This window comes from Cryobacterium cryoconiti (genome assembly GCF_004403065.1).
Lineage (GTDB): Bacteria > Actinomycetota > Actinomycetes > Actinomycetales > Microbacteriaceae > Cryobacterium > Cryobacterium cryoconiti.
In genome coordinates, this window is sequence record NZ_SOHA01000040.1 from 1 (window position 1) to 17,391 (window position 17,391).

The 17,391-nt window shown below is 62.3% G+C and carries 16 protein-coding genes and 1 pseudogene; 6 read left to right on the plus strand and 11 right to left on the minus strand.

Annotated features, from left to right (window positions below):
* Positions 1-529 precede the first annotated feature (529 nt).
* The 3 genes from E3T49_RS13840 (at position 530) to E3T49_RS13850 (ending at position 2,706) form a co-directional block, all read left to right on the plus strand.
* Positions 530-958 (plus strand): LysE family translocator, encoded by a 429-nt coding sequence (locus E3T49_RS13840; protein ID WP_198414260.1) that lies wholly within the window; start codon positions 530-532, stop codon positions 956-958.
* Between the two features lie 291 nt (positions 959-1,249).
* Entirely contained in the window at positions 1,250-1,612 is a 363-nt protein-coding gene (locus tag E3T49_RS13845) for a PadR family transcriptional regulator (RefSeq protein ID WP_134425494.1), read from the plus strand.
* The gene (locus tag E3T49_RS13850) at positions 1,609-2,706 is read left to right on the plus strand and encodes a hypothetical protein (RefSeq protein WP_134425495.1); all 1,098 of its coding nucleotides are present in this window, start codon (positions 1,609-1,611) and stop codon (positions 2,704-2,706) included. The genes E3T49_RS13845 and E3T49_RS13850 overlap by 4 nt, the downstream gene beginning before the upstream one ends.
* Before the next feature lie 560 nt (positions 2,707-3,266).
* Here the strand turns inward: E3T49_RS13850 and E3T49_RS13855 are convergent.
* The 4 genes from E3T49_RS13855 to E3T49_RS13870 all read right to left on the minus strand — a co-directional run bounded on the left by E3T49_RS13855 (position 3,267) and on the right by E3T49_RS13870 (position 5,866).
* On the minus strand, positions 3,267-3,593 hold the full coding sequence (locus tag E3T49_RS13855; RefSeq protein WP_174722430.1) for an ester cyclase: 327 nt from the start codon (positions 3,591-3,593) through the stop codon (positions 3,267-3,269).
* A 152-nt stretch (positions 3,594-3,745) separates the two neighbouring features.
* The gene (locus tag E3T49_RS13860; protein WP_134425496.1) at positions 3,746-4,243 is read right to left on the minus strand and encodes a hypothetical protein; all 498 of its coding nucleotides are present in this window, start codon (positions 4,241-4,243) and stop codon (positions 3,746-3,748) included.
* Between the two features lie 121 nt (positions 4,244-4,364).
* Entirely contained in the window at positions 4,365-4,859 is a 495-nt protein-coding gene (locus tag E3T49_RS13865) for a class F sortase (protein WP_198414261.1), read from the minus strand.
* 236 nt (positions 4,860-5,095) lie between these two features.
* Positions 5,096-5,866: a hypothetical protein gene (locus tag E3T49_RS13870; protein ID WP_134425585.1), complete on the minus strand. Its 771-nt coding sequence runs from the start codon at positions 5,864-5,866 to the stop codon at positions 5,096-5,098.
* A gap of 815 nt (positions 5,867-6,681) precedes the next feature.
* On the opposite strand from E3T49_RS13870, the gene E3T49_RS13875 reads away from it, so the two are divergent.
* A complete protein-coding gene (locus E3T49_RS13875; RefSeq protein ID WP_134425498.1) occupies positions 6,682-7,530 on the plus strand; it encodes an alpha/beta fold hydrolase in 849 nt (282 codons plus the stop codon).
* A gap of 461 nt (positions 7,531-7,991) precedes the next feature.
* Positions 7,992-8,402, plus strand: coding sequence for an ester cyclase (locus E3T49_RS13880; RefSeq protein ID WP_134425499.1), 411 nt, complete (start codon positions 7,992-7,994; stop codon positions 8,400-8,402).
* Between the two features lie 52 nt (positions 8,403-8,454).
* On the opposite strand, the gene E3T49_RS13885 is transcribed toward E3T49_RS13880, so the two are convergent.
* The 5 genes and pseudogenes from E3T49_RS13885 to E3T49_RS13895 all read right to left on the minus strand — a co-directional run bounded on the left by E3T49_RS13885 (position 8,455) and on the right by E3T49_RS13895 (position 11,520).
* On the minus strand, positions 8,455-8,865 hold the full coding sequence (locus E3T49_RS13885; protein ID WP_134425500.1) for an LPD29 domain-containing protein: 411 nt from the start codon (positions 8,863-8,865) through the stop codon (positions 8,455-8,457).
* A 119-nt stretch (positions 8,866-8,984) separates the two neighbouring features.
* Positions 8,985-9,134, minus strand: a complete 150-nt coding sequence (locus E3T49_RS16245) for a hypothetical protein (protein ID WP_166785561.1) — start codon at positions 9,132-9,134, stop codon at positions 8,985-8,987.
* A 171-nt stretch (positions 9,135-9,305) separates the two neighbouring features.
* Positions 9,306-9,476: pseudogene (locus E3T49_RS16250) on the minus strand (ATP-binding protein); the annotation flags it as partial.
* A gap of 18 nt (positions 9,477-9,494) precedes the next feature.
* The gene (locus E3T49_RS13890) at positions 9,495-9,950 is read right to left on the minus strand and encodes an SRPBCC family protein (protein ID WP_134425501.1); all 456 of its coding nucleotides are present in this window, start codon (positions 9,948-9,950) and stop codon (positions 9,495-9,497) included.
* Between the two features lie 202 nt (positions 9,951-10,152).
* Positions 10,153-11,520, minus strand: coding sequence for an NAD-dependent succinate-semialdehyde dehydrogenase (locus E3T49_RS13895; RefSeq protein WP_134425502.1), 1,368 nt, complete (start codon positions 11,518-11,520; stop codon positions 10,153-10,155).
* A gap of 753 nt (positions 11,521-12,273) precedes the next feature.
* Between E3T49_RS13895 and dnaE the strand changes: the two genes are divergently transcribed.
* A complete protein-coding gene (gene dnaE, locus E3T49_RS13900) occupies positions 12,274-15,588 on the plus strand; it encodes a DNA polymerase III subunit alpha (RefSeq protein ID WP_134425503.1) in 3,315 nt (1,104 codons plus the stop codon).
* 1 nt (position 15,589) lies between these two features.
* Here dnaE and E3T49_RS13905 read toward each other — a convergent pair whose 3' ends face one another.
* The gene (locus E3T49_RS13905) at positions 15,590-16,024 is read right to left on the minus strand and encodes a hypothetical protein (RefSeq protein WP_134425504.1); all 435 of its coding nucleotides are present in this window, start codon (positions 16,022-16,024) and stop codon (positions 15,590-15,592) included.
* Positions 16,025-16,148: 124 nt separating this feature from the next.
* Positions 16,149-17,390, minus strand: a complete 1,242-nt coding sequence (locus E3T49_RS13910) for an ABC transporter permease (protein ID WP_134425505.1) — start codon at positions 17,388-17,390, stop codon at positions 16,149-16,151.
* Position 17,391: the final 1 nt, after the last annotated feature.

Consider the following 17,391-nt stretch of genomic DNA (forward strand, 5'->3'; position numbering starts at 1 on the left):
CCCCCCCCCCCCCCCCCCCCCCGACATGTGCGAGCCCTCAATGCGCCGTAGATGGAATCTGGACGCTGCGGCCCGGGCGCGGCCCCTTCGGCCACCCCATCCCCGGCGAGCAGATCGGGGGTATTGCCCATCGAAGAGGCCATCCGGTTTTTCATCGCGCCGATACACTTTCGCGCATTGGCCTGCTCCGCCGCGGAGGCGAGGCACCGGTCGTCGGGGTGAACGGCTGAACATCTTGGGGGCGTGTGAGGAATCACTCGCCCTCAACAGCGCTGACCGATATTCGCCAGCGGTGTGCGAAAGGACCCGGAATCATTGCTTGAGTGAGTACCGAGACGTTCGTGGCGCTGTTGGCGTTCCTGTTTCCTCTGGCCTACAGCCCCGGACCTGGCAACGCCTTCTTCGCGGGGATCGGGGCATCCAAGGGGCTACGCGCGGCCATTCCCGCACTAACCGGCTATCACGTCGCCACGTTCGTGGTCACGGCAGCGGTAGGGCTGGGGATGGGGGTAACGCTCCTCACCACCCGGTGGTTGCCAGAACGCTCGCTGCCATCGGAGGACTCTACTTACTCTGGCTGGCTTTCCAATTCGTCCGCGCAGCACTGTCCAAGTCCAGTACACAGGCCGATGCCCCCGTTCCCAACGAGATACGGATCGGGTTCTGGTCGGGGGCTGTCGTGTTGCTGCTGAACCCGAAGGCGTACTACATCATCGCGGTCATGTTCACCCAGTTCCTCCGTCCTCCGGTGAACGATGATGTCGCGACGGTCGTCGCGATCACGACGGTCTTCACCGTGAACAACCTCGTCGCGTTCATCGCGTGGGCGTTGGGTGGCAGCGCGCTTGCGATGTTGTTCCGTAGCGAATGGTCCAAACGCTGGATCGACTACCTGTTCGCCGCGACGCTGATAGGAGTCGCGATCTGGATGGCCGTACCCCTCTTTGCACCGATCTAGCTCACCGTAGACGCTCAAAGCCTCGTCTCTCCGGTCGAGTGCGGCGGCGAAGTAGAAGGCGTGCACATCACTCGTGCCGTCGTGCCGATGATAAAGGACTGAGAGGCCTGTTCTGACCCGGATCAGGGGTGGGAAGAATTGAAAAGGGCACCGACGCGACGGTTGTGCAGACGAGTACGGAAGTTTGTGCAGACGAGTACGGAAAATGACTGTTCAGTGCCACCATCCGGCGTGGCGCCTGAATCACTACTGCGGATCGCGTAGTAGTGTGTGATGCGTCAGAGGAGATACATGGACACCACGCAGCTACTCAAAGGAGTGCTCGACGTCGCGGTGCTCGCCGTGATTCAGGAAGAAGACGGCTATGGCTACGACATTGTGCGGCGCCTGCGCGCTGCCGGCCTCAAAGAGGTGGGAGACGCCTCGGTTTATGGAACCCTTCGGCGCCTCTATACCGCGGGTGCATTGTCAACCTATGTTGTGCCCTCCGATGGTGGTCCGCACCGCAAGTACTACGGAATCAACACTGAGGGACGGACCATGCTTGCCGAACAGCGAGCCAGCTGGACTCGGTTCGCCAACACACTGTCACTCCTCCTCACAGAACAGCACCAGCCCACCGCTACCATCCGCACGATCGGGGACAAGTCATGAGCACGACCACCTCAGCCACCCTGGCCATCCGTGATTTTGCCGCTGCCGTGCGCGCCGCGCTCAGCGACCTTCCCAGTGAAGATGTCGAAGAACTCACGGACGGACTTGAAGCGGATTTGACCGAGCAGGCCGAGGATCTCGATGCGCCAGGTTTTGATCCGGGCGATGCTGTCGGCTACGCCGACGAGTTGCGGGCCGCGGCCGGGCTACCGGTTCGGGGAAAGCCGCGGCTGGCATCCGCCTGGACCGCCAACGAACTTCGCACCTGGGCCAGCGCACAGCGATCAAACCTCGCCCGCAAGGCACGATCGACAGTGATCGGCTCGCGCACCCTGGACTTCTTCATTTCACTCCGACCGTTCTGGTGGGTGCTACGGGGCTGGGCCGTCTACAAGGTCATCTCGGCTCTAGTTATCGGCAACAGCATTGCCAGTACTCTGCCGTCGAATGGTGTTGAGTGGGTTCTGCTCCTGCTATTCGTCACCGTCAGCGTGCAATGGGGACGGGGACGATGGCTGCCCTGGTCCTGGCTGCCACCGCTGAGGACCCTGGTCAGTGTCTGCTCGATCATCGCGCTGCCACTTCTTCTTGTGCTCGCCACACCGTGGAATAGTTCGGCCGTCCAATACGTGGAGGACTATGTTCCACCAGGTCTGCTGCTCGACGGTAACGAGGTCTTCAATGTGTTCGTCTATGACTCAGACGGTCAACCTCTCACCGGCGTGCAGCTCTTCGACCAGGATGGACAACCACTCACGACCGTCGGCGATCCAAACGCCACACCGTGGGTTGCCACATACGGCGCCGACGGGACGGAGGTCATCTTGGTCCCCAGCTCCGACGTACCGGGGAGAACCGGTTGGAACGTTTTCCCCCTCAACAAGGTCGACTCGGTGGACTATAACTTGCAGCCCAGTGGCGAGCCTGACCTCTCCACCGCTACTCCGGCCGTGCCACCCTTCACCCAAGTGCGGCCCCTCACACAGCAGACGCCGTCGCCAACGGCCCCGCCGACTCCCGCTCCCTCAGCGGCGCCGCCCGTCGCTCCCGAACCGAGCGCCACACCCACACCAAACTCCAAAGAAGGCAACTAAACGAGTCACCGCAGGCCAATCCCGCCCCGCGAAAAATCCTCCCATTAGCGATCGACCTACCGCCGACTCAACCACTCAACATCACCGCGTGGCTCACCTTCAGACGAGAAAACGAGTAGTCCTCGCGTCGCTTCTGGTGGATTCGCTGACGCTGGATGACCAACGACTGACCGTGTGACTTTCAGCGCTACGTGGCGGCGTTCTGTGATCGCTATTTGGCACATCGACATGGTTACCCGCGTTGACTCAACGTGCTTGCCTACGCGGTTGAATGGAGGGGTGGTCAGATGGGTTTGGTGCGTGGTGGGCCGCAAGCCGCCGCGAGCAAGACTGTCCACCCGGTTCTCCACGGCCAGCTGGTCGGGAATTGCAGTATCTGTTTCCGGGCTGAGGTCGAGATGCGGCTGAAATCGGTGGCAGTTTGCGGAAGATGATGCCGCTGCGTGCTTGGCCGAGTTTGCGTCGAAGTGCGAAATCCAGGCCGTCTCACGTCGTGAGTCATATTCAAATATGCGTCCTCGGCCCTACCCTTTCTGATTGGAAACGCCAGATATCGCAGGTTAGGGTGCGAGGCCGAGTTGTTCGAGCATGCCCTGTTGGTCGCTGCTGCCCCACCGCTCTACAAGTTTTCCGTTTTGGAAGCGGCTAATTTGCATGCCACGAACAGACATCGTTTTGCCGCTGGCGGCATGGCCCATGAGGGGGCCTTGGTGGGTGCCGGTGAGGGTATAGGCGAATGCGACGTCGGTGTCGTTGGCGACGAGGCGCTCGACTGCGATGTGCAGGTCGGGAAAAGCGGCAATCATCTCGCCGAAGAACGCCTTGTAGCCTGCGGGCCCCGGGCCTTGGCCAGGGGCAGGGTCGTTGTCGACGGCGTCTTCGGCCACAAGGGTTCAGAAAGAAGAGATCGCTGGTCTAACGCAAGATGACCCTAGGTTCGATCGCTGCACCCAGAATGCGGCTAATTCCAGTCGTCGGGGTGCTCGTTGGTGCAGGATGTCCACCAAAACTGCTGCTTCGCTAATGACGCGCGGCCGGACTAGTGTGCGGTCCAGCATCCCAGAATGGCAGTAGCTACTTGATAAGAGAACGCGGTGCGGGTGACGCCATGCGGCCCGACCTTATCCGTCAACTTTCTGGCGTCAACGTGTAACGTCATGCTGTCTTTGAGGAAGACGACCACGCCGTCTGTGGTTTCGTAAGCAGGCAATCCAAGATTCGCGAGCCCTTCAATGGTTTGGACGGGGGCAAGGTCTCCTTGCATCCTGTCGAAGTAGCCGCGGGCAGATCCTGCGTCCGAGGATTCCTGCACCGAGATCACGAAATCTCCATCAGTCAGATGGTATGTGCAGGTGTAGCGGCGATCGATCCAGCTGTCGACGGAGTGTGGCGGGGCGGCGAGAGCCAGCACACGTGTGATGTTGTCGCGTGTTTCGGTGCCACAAATCATCTGTGATGCTGCGGACGGTCCTGCCTCCGCGCTGCCTGCCGAGCTCGACTGCGGAATCGGGGAGGCCGACGTGCCTGGCATGGACATTTCGGGGTCCATGGTGTTTACGGCGCCGGAGGAGGTGGTCGCGCACCCAGCAAGTAAAGCTGTGGAAGCCACCGTGATCGCAAGCAGCCAGACGCGCCTGTTGACACGCTTCTCAGTCCTACTACGCCGCATGGCTGGACACCAAGCTGGCGTAGACAACGACGTTGTTCGGGTACGTTCGAGTGGTTTCGTTGAACTCTCCACCGCAGGTGATCAGCCGTAGTCCCGCATGATCGGTGTTGCCGTAGACGGCGAACTGCGGAAAGTCATCTTTCGGGTATTCTTCCACTCCGTCGACCACGAATACCGCCACTGTCGCATCGGCTCGGGTAACCAAAATCTCGTCGCCGGGACGCATCTCGCCAAGTCGGTAAAACACCGCGCGCCCCTGCACCCTGGAGTCGACGTGACCCAAGATGACGGAAGGTCCGATAGCGCCAGGGGTGGGCGAACCGGTGTACCAGCCGGCCGGGGAGGCCTCGTCCAACGACGGCGTCTGCACCGTGCCGTCAGGATTCTGTCCCAATTGCATTAGGACAGAGTCCACTTCAATCGCGGGGACGTTGATCTGGGTGGGCTCGGAGGCGGTCAAGGTCGGGCCGACAATCCGGTCCACCCGCGTAGTCGGCGGAACTGAGATGGGCTCCGGTGAGGGGGTAGCGGAGATGGACTCCTGCGATGGGGCTGACACGGCGGCCGAGGCTGGAGGTCGTGGAGGAGGAGGGTTGCCCCATAGGGCGAAACCGGTCGCCGTACAGCCGACGGTGAAAAGCAGAACCGCCGCCGCGGTAGCCAGACGGCTACCGCGGCGACGCTTTTCAGCCGGGATAATCACCGGGGATCAATCCGATCTCAGCCTCGTGCAGCGAGACGTCGACGAATCATCACCGCGCCGCCTGCCGCGGTCAGGGCCCCGGCACCGAGGGCGAGAAGGCCCATGTCAGCACCGCTTGACGTGCTGCCACCGCCGGTTTCCACGCCACCGTCAGGCATGTTCGCCTGCGACGCGCTCAGGGCGCCGCACAGAGCCGGCGACGTTGCTGCCAGGGGCAGACTCGGAACCAAGTCACTCTTCGCGTCCTGTGCTGCCTTCGTCAACGTGGCCGGGTCCAGCCCGTGGACCACCACCACCGCCGTGCCTGCCTCTAGCGAGGCCGCGGTGGCGGCATCCAGAGTGAAGGTTCGGCTGTAGTCGTAGTTTGCACCCATCCCGGCAAGGGTCAGATCAGTTCCGGCCGCCGGACTCGTGTCGCCACTCGTGGACAACGTTGTGCCAATGTCTCCGTAAGACGGCTGACCTTCGGTCGTGCTGATCACACCATCTCCATTGGTGTCAGCTGCCGTGGTGGGACATTCCCCCTTCGCACCGATGTGGATGTGCTGTACGTGCGGGTACGGCTTACCGTCGAAGGTCTCGGCCAAACCCGTGACGGTCTGGGTGACAGTGGCCTGATCACCGGAAACCTCAATGGAGAAGGTGCCACTGCCGTTGCTGCCGTTGATCGAATCAAGCGTTCCTTGGTAGGTCGCGTCACCAGTGGCTGCAAGGGCAGGGCCACCCGTCAAGACGGCAACACCCAAAGCCAACGCGGGCACACACCACAGTGCTGTTTTCTTATTCATCAAAGTCCCTTACTAGGAGGTAGTTTTCGAAAACATGCCGGGAGAAAAAACATGCAGAAGTACAAGAAATCGTTGACGTTTGCTCAACGCAACCCACGTAACTTAGGGCTAGCAAACAAATACGACGTAACCACTGGCATATTTCGCGGAAATGGCCTGTTTGTCAAGGACCAATCGGAGGCTACGTGAATCGACCCAGGCGAGCACCGTCACAGCGTCATCGAGCCAGTCTGCAAGCGCCACCCACGAAACCGCGCAAACAAAATCGCTGACAAAGTGGACTCACTACCGAGCTCATACCCGGTTAGGACGTGACCCCCGTCTCAGCAAGAGCGTCTCGAAATCACCGATACGTGACACTTTCGCTTGGAGCAAGGTGAGCGCAAGCAATGAACAGGGTTCAAACGACGGCAGGGATAGTGGGCCATGCTGATGGGCTCTCATCTAGGAGGACAATGCTGCGATGTGCCCACAAGCCGGGGGCCGTGCGGGCGCTCAACGACTAGAACAGCCAGCGGAGCGATGACTACGAATGGTGCCCGCAGGCGGAACGGTCGACGTGCGGTGCCCGCAGCGGGAACCCCTGCGGGAGAGTTGGGGCTGCGCACTGCGACGGGGCTGGCAATGTTCGCCGATTTGTGCACCGGTCAGTGGTTTGAGGTCAGTGTCTGGCCGATGATGCGGGCTCCGTCCGTGAACGCACCGGGGTTGGGTCCGGAGTAGTCATTTCAGCCTTTTCCCAGCGAACCTCGATTGTCTCAAGCTCATAATCTCGGTTACCTCCAACGAACCATTCACGATTACGAGGAGAGAACATGCCTTTTATTACCGTCCCAGTTCACAGCGGGCCCGACGTCGTACTGCATTACGAAGACGTCGGTGCCGGTAAGCCCGTTGTACTAGTTCACGGCTGGCCCCTCAGTAGCCGGTCGTGGGAGGGTCAGGTGCCCGCGCTGGTCGACGCCGGCTACCGGGTGATCACGTACGATCGCCGCGGGTTCGGCCAGTCGTCGCAGCCGTGGAATGGGTACGACTATGACACGTTGGCTGCCGACCTGAAGGCCGTTCTCGACACCCTTGACCTCCGGGACGTTACCCTGATCGGATTCTCGATGGGTGGCGGTGAGCTTGCCCGTTACGTAGGCACTTACGGTACCGATCGCATCGCAAAGCTCGTTTTCGCCAGTGCAGTGCCGCCGTACCTCTGGAAATCAGATGACAACCCTGACGGAGGCGTCGATGCCGCACTGGCTCAGTGGTTCCACGGCGGGCTCACCGGAGACCGGCCGGCATTCCTGCACGAATTTCTTCAGATGTTCTTCACCGCCGGCAAGCCGTCGTTGACCAATAAGCCGAAGGTCAGCTCGGAGCAGATTGCTTACAACCTCGATATTGCCGAAATGGCGTCGCCGAAGGGCACGCTCGACAGCACCACCGCATTCGCGACGACGGACTTCCGCGACGACTTGACGAAAATCACTGTGCCGACCCTAGTGATACACGGTGACTCCGACACCATCGTGCCGTTTGAGGTCAGTGGCAAGCGCACCCAGGAGGCCGTTTCGGACAGCGAGCTTGTACTGATTGAAGGCGCCCCTCATGGTCTCACCATTTCACACAAAGACGAATGGAACCGGCACGTACTCGCGTTCCTCGCGAAGTAGCAGAACCGAGGAGGGCCCCTCGACGACGGGTGAAGAGCCCTCCTCTTTTCTGGCGGGCTCACAGCATCCGCAACGACTGCAACTCAACAATGGAATGTTTGTCCGCTGGCGGCAACGTGGAGAATTTCTCTAGGTGATCGATCATCTGTGCCTTAGGGTAACGGCACGTCTTTGCGCCTTCGGCGCTGAGACCGCTCAATGACTGTCTGCAAAAACCTCTTCCACAAATAACCGCGCAAGCGAGGGGAGCCTGCCGGCCGACGGTGGCGCAGGCTCCCCTCGCCTAGTGGGTCCAGTCGGGCGTCGTACGCCGAACCAACGTGTCTCCCGGGGCCATAGACGCGATCCAAGACTGTTTCCACGAGCTCACCCGGAAGTGTCCAGCCGCGTTATCGGCGATATGGGCATCCCCTGACCCCCACAAATCGATTCGCGATCAATCCCAAGAAAAGAGCGAACACATGAGTCAAGAAGTGAATATCGCCGCCCAGCAGAAGTTCGGTGAGGCCGTGAACAGCGGACAACTCGATCTTCTCGACGACCTTGTGGCCGAAGATGCAGTCGACAATGATCCTGCCCCCGGTCAAGGCCCAGGCCCCGCCGGCTATAAAGCGTTCTTCGGTGAGATGATTGCCGCTTTTCCAGACCTGCACCTCGAAGTTGAGCGCCTCGTCGCAAACGACACCGACGTCGCATTCGCGTATACCCTCACCGGCACCCATCAGGGCCCTCTGATGGGCCACTCCGCTAGCGGGAAAATGATGTCCGTTCGTGGCATGCAAATCAGCCGGTTCGAGAAGGGGAAACTGGTCGAGCGGTGGGGTAGCAGCGACCAGCAGGGCATGCTCGAACAACTCGGTCTCACAACCTAACCTGCGACAACTGGCGTTACCAATCAGAAAAGGTAGGGCCGAAGACGCTTACCTAGAGACTATTCACGACGCGAGACGCCCTCACGACGAGGTCTTTGTGGTCGCTGTCGGTGCTGATGAGGTGCTGCGCGACCCGGTATCCGGCGGCCGTGTGGTCGCGGTGGGTGTTGATCCCGTCACAGGAGTACCGCACGACGCGGGGCATGTCCTCCCCGTCGAACGCGACGAGCGCGGATCCTTGGTCGCCGTACCCGTCCGTCATGCCGTTGAACTTGCGGCCCTCACACTGGCTGGTTACCGCGCTCACCTGCCGGTCGGTGGGTCCGTCGCTCCACGACACGTTCGTCCATGCGGATGCGGTGCCGGTGCTCATCCGGGCGCTGGACTTCACGCCGGGAAACGCGTTCTTCAATGCCGCTCGAACCAACTTGGCGGTGTCTTTGATGCTGATGTAATCCGTCATGTTCGTATCTCCCTAGTTGCTCAGTGCGGTGGTGGCTTGGTCGGACTGGATGGCTTCCCAGCGGGCTAGCCGGGTCTGGAGTTCGTCAATCCGGGCGAGCTGGTCGGCGGTGCGCGCGGCTACGACTGCGGGGTGCTCGGGAGTGTGGCGTATCCGTCCCAGGTCACGAGGCGTTCGCGCCTGCGGATCGAGCTGGTGAGGTGGCGGATCTTCCGCTCGACGTCAGCGGGAGTGATCGTGTGTGCGGGGGTCTGGATCCGTTCAAGCATTTTCTCTCCTCCACATTTTTTTGCCTTTCAGCGGTTTCTTCGCCTTAATGGAGTGCTGTCGGGGTCAAGCCTGAGTATTTGACCCCTTGAGCGCCACCAGTTATTGCGGTTGAGCGCCACTGGGTATTGCCGGTGAGCGCCAGCGGTTCAGCTCGCGCTCACCGGCGTGGGTCACGCCGCGTTGTCCGCGGTGTGTTCGCGCATGTTGGTGCCGTCGGTCTCGATCCAGATCGTGCGGTGCACGATGCGGTCCATGATCGCGTCGGCGTGAACGCCGGAGCCCAGTCGCTGGTGCCACTCTTTCTTGGCGGACTTCCCAATGGACGTTCTCAGTATCAAACGGGTCTCGACGCGGCAGCGTTAGGCTTGCACGTCCCCACGCCATCCGCTGTCGTTGGTTGCTTTCGTCTCGATGAACTTCTTGAAGTTCGCGAGGTCCTTATTGATGGCGTGATCGTCCACACTGAGGACGGCCCCGATCTTCTCAAACAGTCCGGTGGCCTCCCAATCGAGTTGCACCGTCACGCGAGTTTTGTTCTCCGCCAATTTGTGGAACGTGACGACTCCAGCGTGGTCGACTTGCCCGCCGGTGCTGTTCCACGCAACACGCTCGTCGGGGTGCTGCTCAGTTATCTGAGCTTCGAACTCGCGCTCCACCCCGCCGACTTTGACCTTCCATATGGTGAGCGTGTCCGTCACCTGCGTGATGGATTCGACAAAACTCAGGAATTGCGGAAACTCCTCAAATCTCGTCCACTGATTGTAGGCAACGGTAACGGGAACATTAACGTCAACGGTTTCGATGGCATTAGGCATAATGATCTCCTGGTGCAAATAGAACTGATGAGCTGGATTTCCGAATTCGTCCCACAGTAACGAGAGCTGCCGCACAGTCAACCTGACTGGGTGTCACCCGCATGGGGGCTAACAGAATCCTCCTTCCCAGAGAGAAAGCGGCAGGAAACCAGGGACCGTCCACTGAACAGTGTTTGCCGCGTCGGCCGAGGTCTGCGATTGGTCAGCCGATACGGATGAGTTTCTTGTTTACGAATTCGCTCGCGCCGTAGCGTCCGAGTTCGCGCCCGAAGCCACTTCTTTTCACCCCGCCGAACGGTAGCTCGGCACTGCCCGCGTCGACGAGGTTGACGTAGACCATGCCGGCCTCGATACGGTCGGCGACTCGCAGTGCCTGCTCGGGATCAGTCGTAAACAGGTAGGAGCCGAGTCCGAACGGAGTGTCATTCGCGAGTGCGATAGCTTCTTTTTCTGAGCCTGCCCGGTAGACGAATGCCACGGGTCCGAAGAACTCTTCGTGGTACGTGTCGTTGTCTCGCGTGACATCGGTGAGCACGGTAGACGGGTAGAAGGCGCCAGCGCGTTTTCCCGTAGTCGCCAGGGTCGCTCCCTGCGCGACTGCGCGTTCTACTTGCTCCTCGAGATGCTCGGCCGCGCCGAGGGACGAGAGGGGTCCGTAGTCTGCACCGTGGACGGTCGGGTCGCTGGGGGAGTTCGCCAGGATGGCGGCGGTGAACCTCTCCGTGAACTCGTCATAAAGTTCATCGATTATGATGAACCGCTTAGCCGCATCGCATGCCTGCCCGCCGTTGCGGAGGCGACCGGCGACAGCGGCGTTCACGGTCGCGGCCATGTCGTCGGTACTCAGCAGGATAAACGGGTCTGACCCGCCAAGTTCCAGCACGACCTTCTTGAGGTGACGACCGGCCACCTCCGCAACGGCTGCGCCGGCGCCCTCCGAACCGGTGAGGGAGATGCCTTGTACCCTCGGGTCGGCGATGACCGTGGCAACCTGCTCGCTATCGGCATACACGTTCGTGTAAGCGCCAGCCGGGAAGCCTGCATCCTGGAAGATTTGCTCAATCGCCGCAGCCGATTCCGGGCACTGCGACGCATGCTTGAGCACGATCGTGTTGCCGATCATGAGGTTCGGTCCGGCGAAGCGCGCAACCTGGTAATACGGGAAATTCCATGGCATGACGCCAATGAGCACACCCAAAGAGGTGGAACGCATGAACGCCGAACCCTCGCCGCTGAGAAGGGTGATTGGTTCGTCCTTCAAAAATTCCTGCGCGTTCTCCGCGTAGTAACGGTAAATGTCGCCGGCGTAGTCGACCTCGCTGAGCGCTTGATCGACCGGCTTACCCATCTCACGCACGATCATGTCTGCTAGCTGGTCGCGGCGTTCCTCATGCAGATCGCCGACCCTTCGCAGGAGTGCGGCCCGCTCGTCGGTCGAAGAGTTCCGTGACCAGCCGTGGTGAGCCTCGTCAGCCGATGCGATGACCTGCTGGAGTTGATCATCCGAAAGTTGGGGATAAGTTTTGACGGTCTCGCCAGTGGCGGGGTTGATAACGGCGTGGTGGCTCACGAGCCACCTCCTTTCACGGTCGAACTGCTGTGCCGGAAATTGTGACGTAAAACGAGCCAATCATGTTCACGGAATTTGTCAAGATGAGAAAGACCAGCGGGAGTTTCGTGGCGCCGCTATTGATAGGAGTCGCGGTCCGGTGACCTCGTCAGCGCGCCCGGTCTGCCCACTGCGCAATGCGCTCCGACACGCCAGGAAACACGAGGCCCGGGGAATAGCAGACATGGGGCGCGCGGGCACCGCTCAGCGCTGCGTCCCGGGTCGATGGTTGACCCGAATCAAACGGATGCGCGGATGATCTTGAGGTCACCCGTGTGCGCACGCGGAGTGCTGTCGGGGTCAAGCCTCAAGGAACGGTTGCAGGCCAAAAGTTATGAAGGAGCGCAACGGGGGAAGAAGTTTTTGCTGAAACTGCGACGACGGCGTGACGCCGGCAGCACGCAGTGAACAATCCCCCAGACGAAAAGCAACAAAGTTGACATACGCCGACCTACACAGTCGGGCACCAGGACTCCTCGTTCATCTGCGGATTCGCACCAGACGTTACGAACCAGTGACGATGGCGGGGAAAGTCCGTGTCGTCATCGCGTCGGTGTCCACCGACGACCTTGACCTCTTCGGTATCGACTCAGGCGACGTAGATGACGCGTCCATAACCTCCGCCTGTCGGGGGAAGGCCTTGTCAGTGTCGGAGCCCCGACCTACACTCCCCATATCGAATAAACGTTCGATAGCAGGGGGTTGGAGGTACAGATGCGACAGAGCTTCCCACACCTCCACGTCGCCTCCGCGTACTCCCCGCACTACGGCGTGACCATGCCCGAGGCCCTCGTCGAGCAGGCGGCAGCGGCCGGCGCTGACTTCCTCGCCCTGACCGATCGGGATGGGCTGTATGGGGCGGTCAAGCATGTGCGGGCGTGCGCTGCCGCCGGGATCCGGCCGGGCCTTGGCGCGGACCTGGCCGTCCACGATGATGAGCACCGGCCGCTCGGCCGGGTTACCCTGCTCGCCCACGGCGGCGACGGCCGCGGCTACGCCGCACTCTGCCGGGCCGTGAGCTCCGCCCATGAGGCAGGCCGGGTGCCGAGCATTGACCGGCGCCGGCTCGCCACCTGGGCGGAGGGACGCACCCTCACCGTGCTCCTCGGGCCACTCTCTGATGTGGGGCTCGCGGTGGAACGCCGGGACAGCCTGGAGTCGGTCGCTGGGTTGCGGGCGTGGCTCCGGGTCATGCCCATCGGCACGGTCACCCTCGAAGTCGTCTGCCACCTCGCGTCGACCGGGCAACGCGGTTCCGTGGCCGCGGCCACCCGGATGCTCGGGCTCGCCGAGGACACCGGCACCCCCGCCATCCTCTCCAACGCCGTCCGCTACGGCGAGCCGGGCGACGCGACGACCGCGGACCTCGCCGACGCAACCCGGATGCTCACCCCACTCGCCCAACTCGAGGAACCCCAGGCGAACGGGCAAGCCTGGCTGAAAGACGCACCACACATGCGCCAGGTCGCGCGCATGGTTGTTGACGCCGGCGCCCGGAACCCCGGCGCCCTCGACCAACTGCTGCAGGCGACCCGCGAGCTGGCGGACCGGTGCGCCCTGGACCCAGCCGCGGACATCGGACTCGGCACACCACGGATGCCGGAAGCCTCGATCATCGGCGTGGTCGGCGACCCGGTGGCTGAGCTGTGGCGGCGGGCCCGGCACGGCATCGACGACCGATACGCCAGCACCACCCTCGCCCGTGCCGCACACGAGGAGCTCGCGCATGAGATGGAGACGGTCGAGCACCTCGGGTTCGCCGCGTATTTCTTGACCGTCGCCCGGGTCGCCGACCTGATCCGGGGCATGGGGGTCCGGGTGCAAGCGCGGGGTTCCGGTGTCGGCTCCGTCCTCAACTACGCGCTTCGCACATCCTCGGTCGAGCCGATCGAGAACGGCCTCATCTGGGAACGGTTCCTCTCCCCCGAACGCCAGACCCTGCCCGACATCGATATCGACGTCGAATCCGCACGGCGCCACGACATCTACCGGGAAGTGTTCCAGGTCTTCGGCGCCAACCGGGTATCACTGATGTCGATGACCAACGCCTACCGGGGGCGGGGCGCCGTCCGCGACGCCGGGCTCGCCCTCGGCATGCCCGAAGACCGGGTCGCGGCCATCGCGAAGCAGATGTGGCGGTTCAACGCCCGCGACTTCCGCCGCGCCCTCGAGGAAAAACCCGAGCTCGCGGAACTCGCCGCGCAGGTGCGCGAGTCGCAGCAGCTGGACCAGCTGGTGGACCTTACGGCGAAGCTCGACCGGCTCCCCCGCCACATCAGCGTGCACCCGTGCGGCGTCATCCTCTCCGACACCTCACTCCTCGACCGCACCCCGGTGCAGAAGTCTGGGATGGGACTACCCATGTCCCAGTACGACAAACACGACATGGACCCGATGGGCCTGATCAAGCTCGACATCCTCGGCGTCCGAATGCAGTCCGCGATGGCGTACGCGATCGAGGAGCACCGGCGCCTCACCGGCGAGACCATCGACCTGGACCGGGTCCCCCTCGACGACGAGGCCACCTACGAGATGCTCCGCACCACCCGCACCCTCGGCGTCTTCCAGCTCGAATCGCCAGGACAGATGGAACTGATCGGGAAGCTCCAACCTGAAGTCTTCAACGACCTGACCGTGGAGATCAGCTTGTTCCGCCCCGGCCCAATGCAAGCCAACATGCCCCTCCAGTACCTGAAGGCACGGCACGGGGAAATCGCACCTGATCACATGCACCCGCGGTTCAAGCCGTTCCTCGCCGAAACCAACGGCGTCGTCGTCTTCCACGAACAGGTCATGCGGCTCTTCGACGAGCTGACCGGCTGCGGGATGGGCAAAGCGGATGTGTTCCGCCGGCACCTCGGGAAATCCGGTGACCTCGCCGAGATCGAAGCGTACGTGCGGCAGCAGGCTGCCACCCGCGGGTTTTCGGCGCCGGTTGTCGACCGGGCGTGGAAGGTGCTCTCCGGCTTCGGAAGCTTCGGGTTCGCCAAAGCGCACGGGGCCGCGTTCGCCAGGACCACGTACGAGAGCGCGTGGCTGAAAACGCATCACCCGGCGACGTTCTTCGCCGGGCTCCTCACCCACGACCCCGGCATGTGGCCCAAGGACCTGATCGTCGCCGAAGCCCGCAACCTCGGCGTCCCCGTCCTCGGTCTCGACGTGCAGAAGTCGGCGTTGGACTACCGGGTCGAGCAGCTGGGCGACGGGCAGCTCGCTATCCGTCTCGCCCTGCCCGAACTAGCCGGCTCCAGCGCCCTGGAGCGGCAGCGGATCGCCGAGCATCAACCGTTCTCCTCGTTGCAGGACTTCCGGGACCGGGTGCGGCCCCGCCGTCGCACGTTCGAAGCGTTGGCCCGGGTTGGTGCCCTGGACTCGTTCATCGGCTACGACCGGGCCCGCCGCGGCGACCTCCTCGCCCACATCCAAGGCCTCGGCGGCAAGGCCCTCCCCGTCGGCCCCGACCAGCTCGCCTTCGACATCGAACTGCCACTGCCTGACTTCGACCGGTCGGTCACCGCCCTCGACCTCCGCGGCCGCACCCAAACAGACGTGGAACTCCGAGACCTCGGCCTCGCCGTCAGCCACCACCAAATGACCCGGTTCTACCCACTCTTCAAAGAACTCGGGGTCACCCCCACCTCGGAGCTCGTGAACCTGCCCGGCGGCACCGAAGTCCTCGTCGCCGGGGTCCGCCGCGCCACCCACACACCCCCGATGCGCAGCGGCAAACGCGTCGTCTTCCTCTCCCTCGACGACGGCACCGGGCCGGTCTCCAACGTGGTGTTCTTCCACGACGCCCAAGCCCGAATCGGGCCACCCGTGTTCCGCACCCATTACGCCCTGATCCGCGGCCGGACCCGGCGCACCGGTGCCCGCGGGGTGTCAGTGACTGGCGAGCAGATGTGGGATCTGCTGGACGTGGCAGGGAAGGTACGGGCACGCCAGGCCGCGGAACTGGAGCGAGAGCGGGTTGTGGTCGAGGCGGAGGCTGCGGACAACGTCATCCAGATGTGGAAGCGGAGAGCGTGACCTATCTCCGACGCAGTGGAAACCAAGGCTGCCTCGCTGGGGCCGGAGCACCTTCCGCCAAGAGTGCATCCTCAAAAGCCCTGAGCCACACGTGCGCCATCTTGCGGCGCGTGTCCATCCGCAGAGCCAGTGAGATAGCGACCACGGCGACCACGAGATAAGCCGCGACGGCCAGCAGCACCGCAATGTGAATGCTCATAGCGACGTCACTGACAGCCAGCACAACCGCACCGATGGAAACGATGATCGCGGCCAGGGTCACCAACATTTGCGAACTCGCTGGTTCAGCCCATCGGCGCAGGCCCGTGAGAACCGCCAGCCGCGCATCCAGCTTCCCGTCAGTGCGTTCAAGGAACAGATTGACATCTTCCGAGGTCGGCCATCCATCCTTTCGCGGCCAACAACCAATCGCGTCAGCGGGAAGGTCCTCCGGCACCCACGGCAGGTTCCCAAACCCTCGTGCTTCTCGCTCCTGTCGACGCTCAATCCTCCGCGCCTTCCTGCTGCGTCGGGTCACTGTGCGTGATCGTCCTGACCGCACCGCACAAGTGGGCGAGTAGTCACCGTTGGGCCGTGCTTGTAGCTTTCGGCCGCGCGAAAGCAGTCTTGAAGGACACTCTGGTGGTGTATTCGATAGACCCGTACCGGAACAGCCGCGCGGCGAGCTGCAGCACGATAGCGCTAAGAAGGAACAGCTCGGTGATGACGATGGCCGCTTCCCAGCCGGCGAGAGAGCCGAACGCGTTGCGGAGCATCGCAGTGATCGGCGCCGAATACGGGAAGTAGGTGAATATCTGCACGACGGGGCTGTTCGGGTCCGAGAGGATCAGCGAAAGGGAGTAGAGCGGGACGATCATCAGGATGATCAGTGTTGAGAACCAGCTGCCGGCGTCTTTCGCTGTGGGCATGACCGCCCCGATCGCGACCAACGTGCCAGTGAACAAGGCGAACCCACCCAAAGCCAGCAGGGCGCCGATGATCATTTGAATGGGATCGAAGGTGAGGCTGGACAGGTCTACCTCTGGCAGGTTCAGCGACGTGCGGAAAACCACGTAAGCCACCAGCGCGGGCACCAGGAACACGAGCACCTGAACAAAGCCGACGATGAACAGGGAAATGATCTTCCCGCTGATCAGCACGGTGGGGTTCAGGGTGGTGAGGATCATCTCCGTGACCCGGTTTTCCTTTTCTTCCAACGTGCTGGTGAGCATCTGGTTGGAGAGCAGGACGAAGACGAGGAAGAAGATGAGTAGAAAGACCAGCGGCGGGATCATGCCCATGAACCCGGCCGCTTCTTCGCCGTCGGTGAAGGTGGTCGAGGTCACGGAAACACTGCCCTGGGCCAACGCTGTCAACGAGGGATCGCCGATCTGGTCCTGGGCGCTGATGATCAGGACCTGGGTCGCCACACCCTCATACTCGCCGTTACCAAAGAGGCCCTTATCGACCCCGTAAACCTGGGTGGGCGTCTTGGCCGGGTCCGCCGGGTACACGAAATGGGCGTCCTCATCCCCTGACTTCACCCCAGCGATCGCCACCGCATCATCGGTGACGGCGGTGCCACCCAACGCGGTAGCCACGGCGGGGTCGACATACCCGGACGCGTCACTGTAGGTGAAGGTGAGTTTCGCATCGGACTGGGCGTCGATGGTGCTCGCGGCCGTCGAGTTTCCCAGGCTCACCAAAGCAATCACAATGCCGATCGCGATCGGGACCAACAAGGTGATGAACCAAAACTTCTTCTTGCCCAGGGTGCGGCCGACTTCGAACCCGATGACGGTGCGGAGGTTGTTTCGTCCCATC

Excerpts from the sequence above, each read along its gene's own strand:
- E3T49_RS13845 (WP_134425494.1), top strand. The coding sequence starts at position 1,250 with ATGGACACCACGCAGCTACTCAAAGGAGTGCTCGACGTCGCGGTGCTC.
- E3T49_RS13850 (WP_134425495.1), top strand. The coding sequence starts at position 1,609 with ATGAGCACGACCACCTCAGCCACCCTGGCCATCCGTGATTTTGCCGCT.
- E3T49_RS13860 (WP_134425496.1), bottom strand. The coding sequence starts at position 4,243 with ATGTCCATGCCAGGCACGTCGGCCTCCCCGATTCCGCAGTCGAGCTCG.
- E3T49_RS13870 (WP_134425585.1), bottom strand. The coding sequence starts at position 5,866 with ATGAATAAGAAAACAGCACTGTGGTGTGTGCCCGCGTTGGCTTTGGGT.
- E3T49_RS13875 (WP_134425498.1), top strand. The coding sequence starts at position 6,682 with ATGCCTTTTATTACCGTCCCAGTTCACAGCGGGCCCGACGTCGTACTG.
- E3T49_RS13880 (WP_134425499.1), top strand. The coding sequence starts at position 7,992 with ATGAGTCAAGAAGTGAATATCGCCGCCCAGCAGAAGTTCGGTGAGGCC.
- E3T49_RS13885 (WP_134425500.1), bottom strand. The coding sequence starts at position 8,865 with ATGACGGATTACATCAGCATCAAAGACACCGCCAAGTTGGTTCGAGCG.
- E3T49_RS16245 (WP_166785561.1), bottom strand. The coding sequence starts at position 9,134 with ATGCTTGAACGGATCCAGACCCCCGCACACACGATCACTCCCGCTGAC.
- E3T49_RS13890 (WP_134425501.1), bottom strand. The coding sequence starts at position 9,950 with ATGCCTAATGCCATCGAAACCGTTGACGTTAATGTTCCCGTTACCGTT.
- dnaE (WP_134425503.1), top strand. The coding sequence starts at position 12,274 with ATGCGACAGAGCTTCCCACACCTCCACGTCGCCTCCGCGTACTCCCCG.
- E3T49_RS13910 (WP_134425505.1), bottom strand. The coding sequence starts at position 17,390 with ATGGGACGAAACAACCTCCGCACCGTCATCGGGTTCGAAGTCGGCCGC.